Raw genomic sequence first — 12,507 nt, forward strand, 5'->3', positions numbered from 1 at the left:
ATGACGAAACGGCAGCGACGTTCCTATTCGGACGAGTACAAGCGGCAGGCAGTTGATCTGGTTTTGTCGAGCGGCCGCTCGGCGAAGTCGGTATCGAAGGAGCTCGGGCTTGACGGTTCCGTGCTGAGCCGATGGGTGGCGGAGCGGGGCGCGGTGAGAGCCGGCGGCAGCGCCGAGGCTCCCACATCGCAAGCGGCACTGCCGTCGGCGGACCAGGCTGACGTGATTGCGCGTTTGCAGCGGGAAAACGAACAGCTGCGCATGGAGCGCGACATTTTAAAAAAGTCGATCGCGATCTTTGCTGGACCCCGGACATGAGATTCCGCTTCATCGAAGATCACCGCGCAGACTATCCGGTTAAGATCATGTGCCGTGTGTTCGACGTCTCGCCCGCGGGCTACTATGCTTGGCGATCGCGGCCCGAAAGCCCCCGGGCTGCGGCCAATCGAGAGCTGCTGGAGGGCATCAAGCGGGTTCATCGCGACAGTCATGGCCGCTATGGCAGCCCGCGCATTCATGTCGAACTCAAGGCCCAGGGCCACCACGCAAGCTGTGGCCGAATCGAGCGGCAGATGCGCGACCATGGCGTTCGAGCCATCTCGGCCGGGCCGCGACGCTGCCGCACCACTGATAGCGGGCATGGCTTCCCGATCGCGCCCAACTTGCTCGGCCGGAACTTCTCGGCCGCCATGCGCAATCAGGTCTGGCTCGCCGACATCACCTATATTTGGACCGGCCAGGGATGGTTGTACCTAGCGGCCATCATGGATCTGTATAGCCGCCGTATCGTGGGGTGGGCGATGGATGACCATCTGCGCGCCGAATTGCCGCTCGCTGCGCTGCGAATGGCGATCAAGGGACAAAGGCCCGGCGCCGGCCTGATCCATCATTCCGATCGCGGCATTCAATATGCTTCAACCGAGTACCGCCAAGCGATACAAGCCGCCGGCTTTCGCCCTTCGATGAGCCGGAGAGCTGACTGCTACGACAATGCCCCGATGGAAAGCTTCTTCCACACGCTCAAGACCGAACTGATCCATCACCGCCAATATGCGACCCGCGATGAAGCACAGCGCGACATCTTCGCTTACGTCGAGGGCTTCTACAACCGCGCATCGGAACACCCATCTGTCTATGTTGTTGAAGAGAAAAGACTTTGCTGATTGGGATTCGATCCCGTGGGGTATCTTGGGTTCTGTCGCGCTCGTTCGGCGATAGATCGAGCAGCAGTTGTTATCAGCGAGCTGCGGGCGAAGATCCAAGGACCATCCGACAGAGGATGGATGGCTTCGATTTCACCGGCTTCAGCGGCCAGCCGGAGCGTCTTGGGCGCGATCTTCAGGAGCTTGGCGGCGTTGCTGAGGTTTAGCCAGTGCTCGATGCCGTCCTCGGCGGGCTTGAACACCGGGATGCGATAGTTCGAGCGCAGCGAGGTAACACGCTCGCGCGTCCAGCGATTGCCGTTACCGGTCTCGAGGCCGTTGCGGTTGAGGAGGCCGGCGATCAGATCGTCGCTGGCGATCAGCACCAGTCGGCGCACAGCCTCGATGATGTTGGCGGAGGTGCTGTTACGCTGCCCGCGCCGGCGCTTGGGCAGGCGTATCTCGCTGTGAACGCCGCCGACCCAGTGGACGATGAGGACGATCTCGGAGGCCGCATCGTCGATATCGGCCACGACCTCATGGATGAGGGTGCGCACAACGCGCTTCTTGAGGCGAGCATCCGTCGTCGGCGCATCCCAGACCGCTTTGAGGTTCGAGGCTAGAACGCCGAGCGAAGCTGGATCGGCAATGGGGGCGGGCGTCGCCGCCTCATGCATTGCGATCTTGCCCTCGACCTCCGCCGCGTGAGCGAGCGCCCTGTTCCAGCGCGCTTCAAGCTCGCCCGCCACCAGCCGGTTCGCGGGGTCAGCGGCATCGTACTGCCGGAAGGCCCGGTCGGCGGCATAGCGCGCCGCTTCGAGGTCGCGACTGAGAGCATCGCGCACCTGATCCCGCCGTTCCCTGGCTTCCTTGGCGGCCGCGGTTGCAGCGGCGATAGCGCCCGGACCGACGACGCCAAGCAGCGCTTCCTCGACTGCATCATCGACGCGCAGTCCGCCGAAGCCGATGCAGTGAGGGCCACCATTGTCCATCCAGGCGCGGCTGCAGCTGTAGCGCGGGATATGGTGCTTCATGCCGGAGTATCGGAGTGTGAGCTTGCGGCCGCAGCGCTTGCACCGGATCAGGCCGGCCAGCAGCCCGTCACCATGCTTGGGCGCGCCGTGATGCCGGCCGGTGGGAATGTTGCTGCTGACCATAGTGCGGATCGCCTCGAACCTCTCCCAGCTCACATACCCTTCGTGGGTGTTGGGCTTCAGCGCCAGCCATTCGTTCCGCGCCTTGCGGCGGATCTTCACGCTCACGCCTGCGGCGCTGTATCCCGCCGCCACAGCCGTCTTACCATAGGCATAGGCGCCGCCGTAGACCGGGTTCTCAATGATCCGGTGGATGGCGGAGTAGCTTGGTCGCCGCCAGGCCGTGTCGCCGCTGGTCTGCTTCACCGGCAGATCGAGATTGTACTCGTGGAGCCAGCAGAGCGCCTGTCGCGCGCTGCCCAGTTCCTCGACCTTGTCGAACACCAGCTTGATCGCTTCCTGGACACGCCCATCCGGATCTTTCTCATAATGGTCGCCGGCCTTCACGAAGCCGACGGGCGCCGCCACAACCAACTCGCCCCGGCGCGCCTTCTCGTAGCGGGCCGAGAGCGAGCGCTGGCGCAACAGATCCAGCTCGTACTCGTTGAGGCTGCCCTTGAGCCCGAGCAGCAGGCGGTCGTTACCGTGCCTCGGTGCATAGATCGTCTCCTGATCGACCAGGACGGTATCGACCACACGACACATCTCGATGAGTTGCTGCCAATCCCGGCTGTTGCGAGCGAAGCGCGAGACCTCGCGGGCGCAAACCGCGCCAACCTTACCGAGGCAAACCTCCGCTACCATCCGCTCGAAACCGGCGCGTTGTACCCCGCCGGCGGCTGAACGACCGAGATCATCATCGATCACTTCAATCTCTGACCACCCGAGCGCCGTCAGCCGGTCCCGCATGGCATACTGCAACGCACTGCTCTCGCGATTGTGCAACACCTGATGCGCTGAGGATTGACGCACGTAAAGAAGCGCCTTGCGCTCGAGATGATGAGGCCTGACCTTGTCAGAAATCATGACCGACCTCCTTCGCGCGCGGCGTCGCCGTCGTCGCAGCATGGTCGAGGATCAACTGCGTCATCAGACTCATAAGGGCCGCCTGCGCTTCCGCCGGCAGCTCCGACCATGCCGGCGCGCCGATGGCGCCGTTCGACAGGCCGCTCCCGAACAGATCCATCTGCTCCTGCGGCCGCGGTCGTTGATTGTGTCGGTATCCGCTCCCTGGCATTGCCGTCTGGCTTGACATGAGTCGCTCCCCGATTCTGGCCGTGAGAGCCTCTGGATGCGCCAGAAAGCGGGGCAGCTGATGGCGTTCGATCCTTCAACGCTACATCGAGAAGCGCAGAAAGCGCCGCAAGTGCATCGATCCTAACAAGCGGCTGAGCTGTCAGAAACCCGGCATCATGGCATGCCGTCCGGTCGAACATCCATGCGGGAACTTCCAGCCAACGGTCTGCTTGCGATCCGTCCAGGGTGCAGCGAAAAACGACATCGTCGGCCTTGTCGATGGCCCCATGAACGCAAACTCGGCGCCCAAACCAAGGATGATGCCGATAAAGAACCTCGCGAAGAACGGTCCTGTGGGCGTTCTCAAACGTCGTTGTACAACCAATACCGCAGACACTCGGCTATCGGCTATATCAGCCCGGTTGAGATGGAGCTAAAATCGGCTTGAACCCTGTCCACTTTTTTGGGGGAAGATCAGGCCTTCTTCGCCTTCGCAAGCCGCGCTTGAAGCTTCGCTGCAGTATAGGCAACGACAGCACGGCCGCGGGCGTCGAGTTCATCGACCGAGAATGCCTCAACCTGCGCAGCTGACATGGTCGGCGCCTTCCGTTGCTTGCAGTGGCGGCCGGTTCGTTTTTCAACTGGTAACTGCTTTCCAGTTGATCGACGGGCTATCGCTACGGTTGGGTGACTGACGCCGATTTCCGCCGCGATAGCGCGGTCAAACTTCTCCGGGTTAGCAGCGATTGCTTCGGCCGTGCGCTGCGCGGCAGGGAGGTACGGCGCGCGGCGCAAGAACCCCGTTGAGCCGCCCTCACAGGCCATGATCGCCGCCCGCAAAGTTTGATGGAGCGACGGCGCTCAAAGAATGAGAGATGGCTGTTGGCTGCACTGCAACGCGTGATGGCGCGCTCGACTAGGATGCAAAAGGACAGGTCCGCGCTCCTATCGCTTGCCAAGGGGGCCTGATATTTTGTCGCGTGCCGAACTTTTTGATCCATATTTTTCGAAGACGCTGCAAATTCGATCGTGCCCCGGTGGGAAGTTTTATTCATGCAAAGCGATTTAAGCTGCGCCGAGCGTAACGCGGCGAGTACCGCTGAGGTCGAAGAGTTCGCAGCCGAGCCCCTCGCGACCGGCAGACCCGTAGCTGCAAACGATAACATTGAGGACGGGCCGTGGCTGCTCGTTCCATTTCCTGACGATTGGTGCGCGACGTGTTGAAACATAGTCCAAGAACCTAGCCCCTTGGCGCGGGTAGCGTCGCGACGATAGAATGTTCGTAGACGACCGCTGACTAACAAGAAGGCACAATGAAATTTGCCGAGACCAGGAACACTATTGATCGCAGCGAGGTTTGTTCTTCATCAGAGGCTAGGCGTTGCGGAGTTCTCCTCCATGGCTACCCAGATCGTAATGGACAGCACAGGCGACAGCAGACATTTTTTTGAGGAAGACGACCCCAAGGGGCTCGCCGAGGCCGAGCGGCGCTTCAAGATGTTTACCGGCCGGGGATTTACCGCTGCCACTCGGACCCCGGCCGGCGATCTCAAGCTGATACGGACATTTGATCCAACAGCGAAGGAAACGCTGTTCTATCCGCACTTAGTCGGCGGTTAGAACCGTCGTAGCACCGAAGATGTTTTTGTTCGGACGCAACGTCGCGCAGGGCGCGCGTTTGCGCGCCCTGCGCGCGCTCTATCGGAGCTTCAACGAGCAAAATGGCCCGGAAGCGCGTGCACGCCGTCTTTTGCGGGAATGGTTATCTCCAGAACAGCGCGCGCAATTTGATGTCAATGGCTTTTTTGAAGTCACTGGTTCTCTTACCGGCCGTCGATACCGAATTCATCAGTGCACCATGAGCAATGTTTTGGAGCTGGATGAAAAATTGGAGCCTAAGGTGGGATGGTGCTTTCTCCCCGAACGGGCGTTGGCAGTTGGCGATGTGATGCTCGCCCAGAAGATCGCACTCGAAACCGACGAAGCCGCGGTTCTCGCGATCGCCAAGTTGTTTTCTCCGAGACAGCCGTTTGTACCCCGAGCGGTGCGGCGCGCTCCCTAGATCTGATCATGGGCGGGGCCGCCGCTTGTGGCGGCGACCCCTAGCCGCGAAGCCGCCGGTACGCGAGACGAGGACGACTTCGCGACTGCATCCAGCATCGGCGCCGCCGGCGGCAGGCGCAAGGACGTCTGTGCGTTAGTGTTACTTGGGCTGCTTGACGGCGCCTGATGGCTTCGCAGATGGGGACCGCGAGGCGATCGCTTCAACCTTTTGTAGCGTTCGTGCGAACTCAGACCGCAGATGTTGGACGTGCGCGACGTCCCTCGGCTCTGACAGAAACGCGATCTTCACGAGGAAGCGGTTCAACAGCGACGCTATTCCAAGATTTTCGGAATGTTGCGAACGCAGTACGGTGAGTTGCCGACGCATCTCGACGAGATCAAGCGGTTCGTGGTCCGGCTGCTTTTCCAAACGAAACCGCCTGCAATCAAACGAAGCGCCGCGTCGAATATGGTGGTGCGACGACTTCGCCTTGGGTGGAGCCAGACGGGCAATGTCCGGCGCTCAGAAGGTAACGCTTCGCAGCGATGCTGCAATCGAGTTGCAGAATTAAGCTTGATGCAGCGAGATCAGGTTAATTCTGGAACAGCCGTGCTGCCGATCTATAGCTCCCGTCCCGTCGCCGGGTGGCTGCGGTTCTTCGCCTTGATCCAGTGCTTCTGCCGGCCGCCACGGTGAGGCCGATCGCGATGCTTGAATACCAGCCCCTCAAGACCCATGCGATAAGCGGCGCGGAATAGCTCAGGGCTGATCTCGCCGCGATCGGGAATGCAGCGTCTCAATCACAAGAGCCGTATTTCGTAAGCCGAGCTGGCCTTACTCCCAGCCGCGCCGGCCTATTGGTCCTTCTGCCGAATGCTCGCGGTGGAGGCGGGCCATCTCGCGATTGGGCCGCCTGATGAAGTCGCGCTCGACGCAAAAGCCGGCCGTGATTGAAGCGGTCAGTGCAAGGCCGCAGGCGAGGTAGCTATTCATGAAATCCCACAAAATGTTGCTGCCCGCGACTACAAGAAAAGTGAGTGCCATAACAGTATCGCGAAATGCCCGAACCATGTTGCCCCAACTGATTGGCGAGGCTTCACTTAGCATTGCAACCATGACGATCAGCGGCGTCGATGGGGTATCCGGCGCCGTCTTTCTCCACGGAGTGCGCGCTCACTGAACCAACCGGCCAGCAGGACCGCAAAGGCGGCAATCTCGCCGGCGGCCGCCCATCGGATCAGCGAAGCCCGGTCGTCTGCTGGCATCGCCGCGAGTGCATCAAGTTCGCCGCCCTTGTCCAGCGATGTACCGGCGAGGCGGTCTAGATCCGGGCCTAGCGCCTTGGCGAGGTCGGCGCAAGCGGCAGCCTGATAGGCATCGCCGACGGCGAACCGCCTACTGTTGTGGATCGCCGATGTCGAACGCGCCTAAACGGTAATCTTCGCCCACCGATTGCTCAGTCGTTGGCCCCACAATCAAAGTGAACGTCGCGTCGGGATAGCGCGTCCACACTTCGATGTCGTCTGACGTAACGGTTAGATAGCCGAAGAAGCATTTGTAACGGCCGGGCTCTGTCATGCGGCCGATCTTCTCCCAATTGATCTTGTTAACGCGCACGCCCTAGCTCCACTCGTTTACGGGGAGCGAGCCGGGCGGCGGCTTGAGTTCTTCTAGGCCGGCTTCGATAGTTGTTATTTCGTCTTGGACGGCCTGAACAGCGTTCGCGGGATCGATGCCGCAGACAGCGTGTAGTTCGCCCAGCATCTTGCGCCGATGCGCGAGCAGGTCCGTCAAGGCTCGTCGGTCCCGCACCTTCACGTAGCCGCCGACGATCATTTCCATGGCTGTTGACACTGCGTTGCCTCCACTGCGCCTTTGAGTTATCGCGGCCGGCTAAGCTCCAACAGACCGGCTTCGGTCATACGATATTCGACGCCTTTGCCCGTTGAGCGTCGCTCCATCCATCCGTTTCGTAAAAGAGCGAGCGTCGTTCCGGGGCTGTCGGGAAGCTTTAACGAAGACACCCAATCGCGGTCACGAAGACGATCGAGAAATTGCCGGTGATAGTGCTTAAAAAGCGACCTGCGCTTTTCTTGCCGACGGATGTCTCGCAGTATCGTTTCAGGCGGGAGTTCGGTTTCCATGCGGTTTGTTGCCATCGCATGGTTTACGATCACTTAACGATCGGGAACAGCCGGCAATCTTTTCTAAATGGTTCATGGTTGTTGTTTTGCGGCATGGGAGGACGCATCTGCTTGGTTCGTGCCCACTGTTAGGCGAAGCTATGCTCGCCTGGTCCATCAGGTTGAATTGCATCCGCTTGTAGCCGATAGCATCAAGTCGACCGATGACCAGCCCGACTGCCAGAAGGGCACTCTTTGACCTTGCTCAAGGCGGTTTGAGACAAGGGCGCTTAGAACCCAACACGCAGCCGAACGGCGCCGCCATGACGTTGCTGAGGTTGTGGGCCCGGGTTCCTAGGAATACCGGGCCCGCCTTGTTTTATCGGCTCAGGTGGCGGCCGCGATCCGCCGAGAGATGCTCCACATTGGCATTGAACTTCCGTTACGGCGCGCAGGCGCCGCGGTCCCAGCTGGGCGCGTGTTTGGCGTCGGCGCCGGCCCATCCCAAGCCTGCATGTTGGGCTGGCCGGATCAATAACCGGTGTGCAACATGACCGGGCTGTCGAGTGCCGGCAGTCCTATGGCCCCGCGCTGCGGTAGGTGCGGACCCCGAACGCGGGGGCGATTTGGCTATCCTGTCCAACTTCCCTAGCGGCTTGGAAGCGGCCGCGGGCTGCATCGAATGTCTCAGCGGCGCTGCCTCGGTACTCGCCCGGCGCGCTTCACAAGAACGCCGGATGACCAGCCCTACCGCGGGCCGAATTGGGTACGCCGGCGCGCATACCGATCACGTCAACCCGGATCGCGCGGGAAATAAATCAGCCACATTTCGCAGCGGCCTTAGTCCCGTGCCGGCGCCACCCGGGCGACACAAAGACCGAGAATGGTCCCGGCGCTGCAACCAACGATCGCAAGGAAGCACATGTTTCTATGATGAACAGCACCGCATCACCTATCTCCGCATGCTTGATGCCGATGCGGAAGGCGCTGACTGGCGCGAGGTATCGCGGATCATCTTGCGCATTGACCCGGAACGTGAGCCAGCGCGCGCTCGGCGCGCGTTCGAAAGCCATCTTGAGCGCGCGAAATGGGGCGCTGACAGTGGGTACCGTCGGTTGCTGCGGCAAGGATGGCCTTCGGCTCGCTGAAAGGGCTAGGTCACGACAATGGCCGGCGGGCATCGCTGCCGCCGGCCATCGCTTTGCGCTACCTGTGGCTGGGGGGCTGATCGGCAGCGCTGATGGTAAGCCTGCCGAACCCCGATTAACAACCCGTTAACCAATTCGGGCAGGCTCTGGCTATTTCGCGGGCAACAACGCGGCGGTGTGCTGGGACCTGCGTTGAACCAGTTCAGTGCTTTCGCAGCGGTATTGCCACTTCCACGACCACGCCTCCGCCGTCTCTGGTGAACGTCTGACACCCGACTGCTGCGTTACGATTGCCATCAGGCCTTCGTCCTCGTCGAAATCGAGAGTGTAGTCGTGCGTGGAAGGGGTTGCGCCATTCGGTCCGGTAACGCGTAAATTGATCCAACACTTTCTTTCGAAGTAGATCAGCCTCACCGAGGAACTCCTCGATTTTGTGGGGCGCGATACGCGACGGGTCCTTGCCGGCGAGCACTCGGTAAGCTTCCTTAACACTACCCTCAAAAGCTTGATTGCAGCGAAAGACAGCATCGGTGAATAGTGTTTGGTCTGGCTCGGATTGTCCTCGCTTGTAGTGCTTGATGGCGGCATCAATATGCGCCATCACCGCCTTTAGGTCGATTTTATAGGGGCCTGCAGGCAGATCTTTGATTGTCTGATCGAGAATTTTCTGAAGGTCCATCGAGGCACTTCTTCTTACCAAGCGATGGCATCTTCGTTGCAATTCTGGTCGTGCTGGCGTGTCGGCTAAGGCTCGGGGAGGAAGGTTTCCGTGCTTGGGGCTGGCGTATCCCGTTCTTGCTGTCTGCACTTCTCGTCGTGTTTTCGATCTATCTTCGTCTCAAGCTGAGCGAGTCGCCGGTTTTCGAGCAGATGCGCCAGCCCGGCAAGGTCTCGCGCGCGCCGGTTCGCGAAAGTTTCGGCACGAGACAAGGATTGGGTTATGCGCTGTATGCTCTCTTCGGCGCGACGGCGGGTCTGGGATGCGTGTGGTACACCGGGCAATTCTACGCGCTGTATTTCCTGCAGAGCGTTGTCAAGGTGGATTTCCTGACGGCGAATGTCTGCGTCGCCATTGCCCTAGCGATCGGTACGCCCCTGGCGTCGTGAGCGGGGTCTTGTCAGACCGCATCGGACGTCGTCCGCTGATCGTCACCGGACTTCTGCTCGCCGCCGCGCTCTACATTCCCATCTACATGGGCGTTGCAAGCGCCACGGCTGCGCACAACTACGTGGCCGTCACCGCGCTAATCCTGGCGCAACTCGTCTTGGTAGTGCTGGTGTATGGGCGAATGCCGCGTTTCTCGTCGAGCTCTTTCCGGCGCGGCTGCGATATACCTCGCTGTCGCTTCCGTATCCCATCGGCACTGGCATACTCGGCGGCTTCGTTCCGCTGATCAGCCTCTCGCTCATCAGCTACACCGGCAACATCTACCCCGGCCTGATCTATCCCATCGCTATCGCACCAGCAAAAATGCAGTTACAAGTTGGATAGGCCAGACTCGCCCTAAATCGACCTCATGAACCCTGCCCGACGAATATGGAAGCTGTCATGAGCAACGAAAGTGCTCACGTGAACACCGAGATCGCGTCCGACGCGCCTCTCTACAAGACCTCGATGTGTGCGTTGTGCGGGCTCATTTACAACGAGCGAGACGGATGGCCTGAAGAGGGCATTCCGCCCGGCGCCCGCTGGGAGGACGTGCCCGCAGATTGGATCTGCCCCGACTGTCGTGCTGGCAAAAGTGAATTCGAGATGACCGAGGTCTGAACCAAACCGTTGATGCTGCGCGACCCCATGGTGCACGGCGTCCCACAATACCAAAGGAGTTATCATGTACGTCCCTCAGCACTTCGTTGAGGCTCGCGCCGAGGTACTTCACCATCTCATTGAAAAGAATCCGCTCGGCATCCTCTTTACCAACGGGAAGAGTGGGCTTGACGCGAATCATATTCCCTTCGGGCTGCATGCGCACAAAGGTCAGCAGGGCGTGCTTCATTCGCATGTCGCTCGTGCGAACCCTTTTTGTCAGGATCTCGCCACGGGCGATGAGGTTCTGATCGTTTTCCGCGCCGCGGATGCCTACATCGCGCCAAACTGGTATCCGAGCAAGGTCGGCTCCAAGAAGCAGGTCTCGTCCTGGAACTACATGGTTACGCTTGTGTACGGACGTGTCACGATCCGCGATGATGAGCGTTATGTCCGCGGCATGGTCGCGCGCCTGACGCGCATTCATGAGGCGAAACAGGCCGATCCTTGGAAGATGACCGACAGCCCCAAGGACTACATCGACGCGATGCTCAAGATGATCGTCGGCGTCGAGATCGAGGTCACACGCCTCATAGGCAAGTCGAAGCTCAGCCAGAACAAAGAGGTCCGAGATATTGTCGGCGCCGGCTATGCCCTAAAGGCACAGGGGAACAATGTGATGGGCGAGGCAATGCTGGCCGCAGCCGTCAACACGGAGCTGGCTTCATAGCCAGTCAATCAGCTGTGCTATCCTCCACTCGTTGGCAGCAGTGGCAATCATCTTCCGCGAGATCACGCTCACCTCGATCGCTTCGATTCGGCGATGCGTCCTGATCCATGAAGGTCAGGCGTGCCGGGTGTTGCTTTGCCGCGAACAGCTGATCATTGGTGATGAGCCCGGTCTCGAGGAGGGTGTCCAGAACCAGGTTTGCACGCTCACGCGCATTCGGAAGAGCAACATGCGAAGGTAGATCTAGTGGCGCATTTATCAGGCCGGCAAGCAAGGCTGCTTCGCCAAGTTCGATATCCTGAACCTGCTTCTGGAAATAACTCTGCGCAGCTTTACTGACGCCGAAGATGCCGCCTCCGATCTGCACACGGTTTAGGTAGATCTTCAGGATTTCATCCTTGCTGAGCCGCCATTCGAGCCAAATTGCGACAAGCGCCTCCTGTATCCTGACCTCCAAATTTGGTTGATCTGAGGGGAATAGAATTCTCGCAACCTGCTGGGTAATGGACGAGCGCACGGCCTTTGTGCCCGGGGCGGCATGCAATGAGAGCGCGATCGCGGTAAGGTCAATGCCGAAATGGCTATAGAAGCGGCGATCCCCGCTTGCCAACGTCGCCTTGACTAGGACGTCCGGAAGCTCCTTCACCGAAATCGAGCTGTAGGTCGCGCAAGCGCTGGTCAGACCCGTGCGACATTCCGGCAGACAGGGTGTGGGATCGTCGCCCTGGCTCCAATCCTGATCACCTGTTTTCTGAAAAACGGGGTTTGCCACGATCATTAACACTATGAGGCTGATGAGCCCGAATGTTAAGGCCTCCGAAAGCGGATCGATGATCGTACAGCGCAAGGATCGGCGAACAAGCCTTGCACCGCGCATAATCGACGAGCCACGCGTGGCTCCAGCCATCATACGATCTGGGATTGGGGTTCTTCTTCGCGGTATCATCTGACTCACTTGCGTTTCAAATTGTTTTGAACTTAGCGCGTCGAAACGCGTGCTGCCTGCGGCACGCCGCTCCGTTCGGACGTCCCCGCCAGACAAAGCATCTGTCGTAGTTCTGCAGCCGCGACACGCCGCAGCACAACGTAAGAACTCGCGCATCAGCTGCACCTTGCCGAGGGCGCCGGCAGCGAATTCTGCAGGTGAGAGGTGAGCCCGTGTGAATTGTTTAGCCCTCGCGGGCTATTGTCGAGCGCTTCTGGTCCGCAAGATCTGGTTCTGGTTGCCAGCAGGCGGGTTGCTCGAGCGAGTTGCGCGACGGCGGATGACTGCTGCAACTCTCTGCGGAGTGGGCCGTAGCCA

At 60.1% G+C, this 12,507-nt stretch carries 15 protein-coding genes and 1 pseudogene; 9 read left to right on the forward strand and 7 right to left on the reverse strand.

Going from position 1 to position 12,507, the window contains the following annotated elements; all coding sequences use genetic code 11:
• Both IVB24_RS10350 and IVB24_RS10355 read left to right on the forward strand, forming a co-directional pair.
• A complete protein-coding gene (locus IVB24_RS10350) occupies nt 1-318 on the forward strand; it encodes a transposase (RefSeq protein WP_247772841.1) in 318 nt (105 codons plus the stop codon).
• Nucleotides 315-1,163: an IS3 family transposase gene (locus IVB24_RS10355; protein WP_247772842.1), complete on the forward strand. Its 849-nt coding sequence runs from the start codon at nt 315-317 to the stop codon at nt 1,161-1,163. Before IVB24_RS10350 ends, IVB24_RS10355 begins: the two co-directional genes overlap by 4 nt.
• On the opposite strand, the gene IVB24_RS10360 is transcribed toward IVB24_RS10355, so the two are convergent.
• The 3 genes from IVB24_RS10360 to IVB24_RS10370 all read right to left on the reverse strand — a co-directional run bounded on the left by IVB24_RS10360 (nt 1,133) and on the right by IVB24_RS10370 (nt 4,237).
• On the reverse strand, nt 1,133-3,202 hold the full coding sequence (locus IVB24_RS10360) for a recombinase family protein (protein WP_247293541.1): 2,070 nt from the start codon (nt 3,200-3,202) through the stop codon (nt 1,133-1,135). The two genes, IVB24_RS10355 and IVB24_RS10360, sit on opposite strands and share 31 nt — an antisense overlap.
• Nucleotides 3,192-3,362 carry a hypothetical protein gene (locus IVB24_RS10365; protein WP_247293539.1) on the reverse strand — a complete coding sequence of 57 codons (171 nt, stop codon included), beginning with the start codon at nt 3,360-3,362 and terminating at the stop codon, nt 3,192-3,194. Before IVB24_RS10365 ends, IVB24_RS10360 begins: the two co-directional genes overlap by 11 nt.
• A gap of 524 nt (nt 3,363-3,886) precedes the next feature.
• Complete coding sequence (locus IVB24_RS10370; protein WP_247772843.1) at nt 3,887-4,237, reverse strand: hypothetical protein; 351 nt, start codon at nt 4,235-4,237, stop codon at nt 3,887-3,889.
• A 573-nt stretch (nt 4,238-4,810) separates the two neighbouring features.
• Between IVB24_RS10370 and IVB24_RS10375 the strand changes: the two genes are divergently transcribed.
• Both IVB24_RS10375 and IVB24_RS10380 read left to right on the forward strand, forming a co-directional pair.
• A complete protein-coding gene (locus IVB24_RS10375) occupies nt 4,811-5,032 on the forward strand; it encodes a hypothetical protein (protein ID WP_247339994.1) in 222 nt (73 codons plus the stop codon).
• Between the two features lie 19 nt (nt 5,033-5,051).
• Nucleotides 5,052-5,474 (forward strand): hypothetical protein, encoded by a 423-nt coding sequence (locus IVB24_RS10380; protein WP_247444393.1) that lies wholly within the window; start codon nt 5,052-5,054, stop codon nt 5,472-5,474.
• Between the two features lie 1,377 nt (nt 5,475-6,851).
• Here IVB24_RS10380 and IVB24_RS10385 read toward each other — a convergent pair.
• Both IVB24_RS10385 and IVB24_RS10390 read right to left on the reverse strand, forming a co-directional pair.
• Nucleotides 6,852-7,073, reverse strand: a complete 222-nt coding sequence (locus IVB24_RS10385; RefSeq protein WP_247339997.1) for a hypothetical protein — start codon at nt 7,071-7,073, stop codon at nt 6,852-6,854.
• Nucleotides 7,074-7,076: 3 nt separating this feature from the next.
• Nucleotides 7,077-7,298 carry a hypothetical protein gene (locus IVB24_RS10390; RefSeq protein ID WP_247772844.1) on the reverse strand — a complete coding sequence of 74 codons (222 nt, stop codon included), beginning with the start codon at nt 7,296-7,298 and terminating at the stop codon, nt 7,077-7,079.
• A 1,210-nt stretch (nt 7,299-8,508) separates the two neighbouring features.
• Between IVB24_RS10390 and IVB24_RS10395 the strand changes: the two are divergent.
• Nucleotides 8,509-8,727: pseudogene (locus IVB24_RS10395) on the forward strand (DUF2285 domain-containing protein); the annotation flags it as partial.
• A 202-nt stretch (nt 8,728-8,929) separates the two neighbouring features.
• Here the strand turns inward: IVB24_RS10395 and IVB24_RS10400 are convergent.
• Complete coding sequence (locus IVB24_RS10400) at nt 8,930-9,406, reverse strand: hypothetical protein (RefSeq protein WP_247772845.1); 477 nt, start codon at nt 9,404-9,406, stop codon at nt 8,930-8,932.
• Nucleotides 9,407-9,456: 50 nt separating this feature from the next.
• Here IVB24_RS10400 and IVB24_RS40120 point away from each other — a divergent pair, with 50 nt between their 5' ends.
• The 4 genes from IVB24_RS40120 (at nt 9,457) to IVB24_RS10420 (ending at nt 11,204) form a co-directional block, all read left to right on the forward strand.
• Complete coding sequence (locus tag IVB24_RS40120) at nt 9,457-9,834, forward strand: hypothetical protein (protein WP_276578287.1); 378 nt, start codon at nt 9,457-9,459, stop codon at nt 9,832-9,834.
• A gap of 8 nt (nt 9,835-9,842) precedes the next feature.
• Complete coding sequence (locus tag IVB24_RS10410; RefSeq protein WP_247444395.1) at nt 9,843-10,121, forward strand: hypothetical protein; 279 nt, start codon at nt 9,843-9,845, stop codon at nt 10,119-10,121.
• A gap of 221 nt (nt 10,122-10,342) precedes the next feature.
• The gene (locus IVB24_RS10415; RefSeq protein ID WP_247340050.1) at nt 10,343-10,495 is read left to right on the forward strand and encodes a rubredoxin; all 153 of its coding nucleotides are present in this window, start codon (nt 10,343-10,345) and stop codon (nt 10,493-10,495) included.
• A gap of 64 nt (nt 10,496-10,559) precedes the next feature.
• Nucleotides 10,560-11,204: an FMN-binding negative transcriptional regulator gene (locus tag IVB24_RS10420; RefSeq protein ID WP_247444396.1), complete on the forward strand. Its 645-nt coding sequence runs from the start codon at nt 10,560-10,562 to the stop codon at nt 11,202-11,204.
• A gap of 4 nt (nt 11,205-11,208) precedes the next feature.
• On the opposite strand, the gene IVB24_RS10425 is transcribed toward IVB24_RS10420, so the two are convergent.
• Nucleotides 11,209-12,114 carry a transglycosylase domain-containing protein gene (locus IVB24_RS10425; RefSeq protein ID WP_247772846.1) on the reverse strand — a complete coding sequence of 302 codons (906 nt, stop codon included), beginning with the start codon at nt 12,112-12,114 and terminating at the stop codon, nt 11,209-11,211.
• Nucleotides 12,115-12,507: the final 393 nt, after the last annotated feature.

Source organism: Bradyrhizobium sp. 192 (assembly GCF_023100965.1).
Taxonomy (GTDB): Bacteria; Pseudomonadota; Alphaproteobacteria; order Rhizobiales; family Xanthobacteraceae; genus Bradyrhizobium; species Bradyrhizobium symbiodeficiens.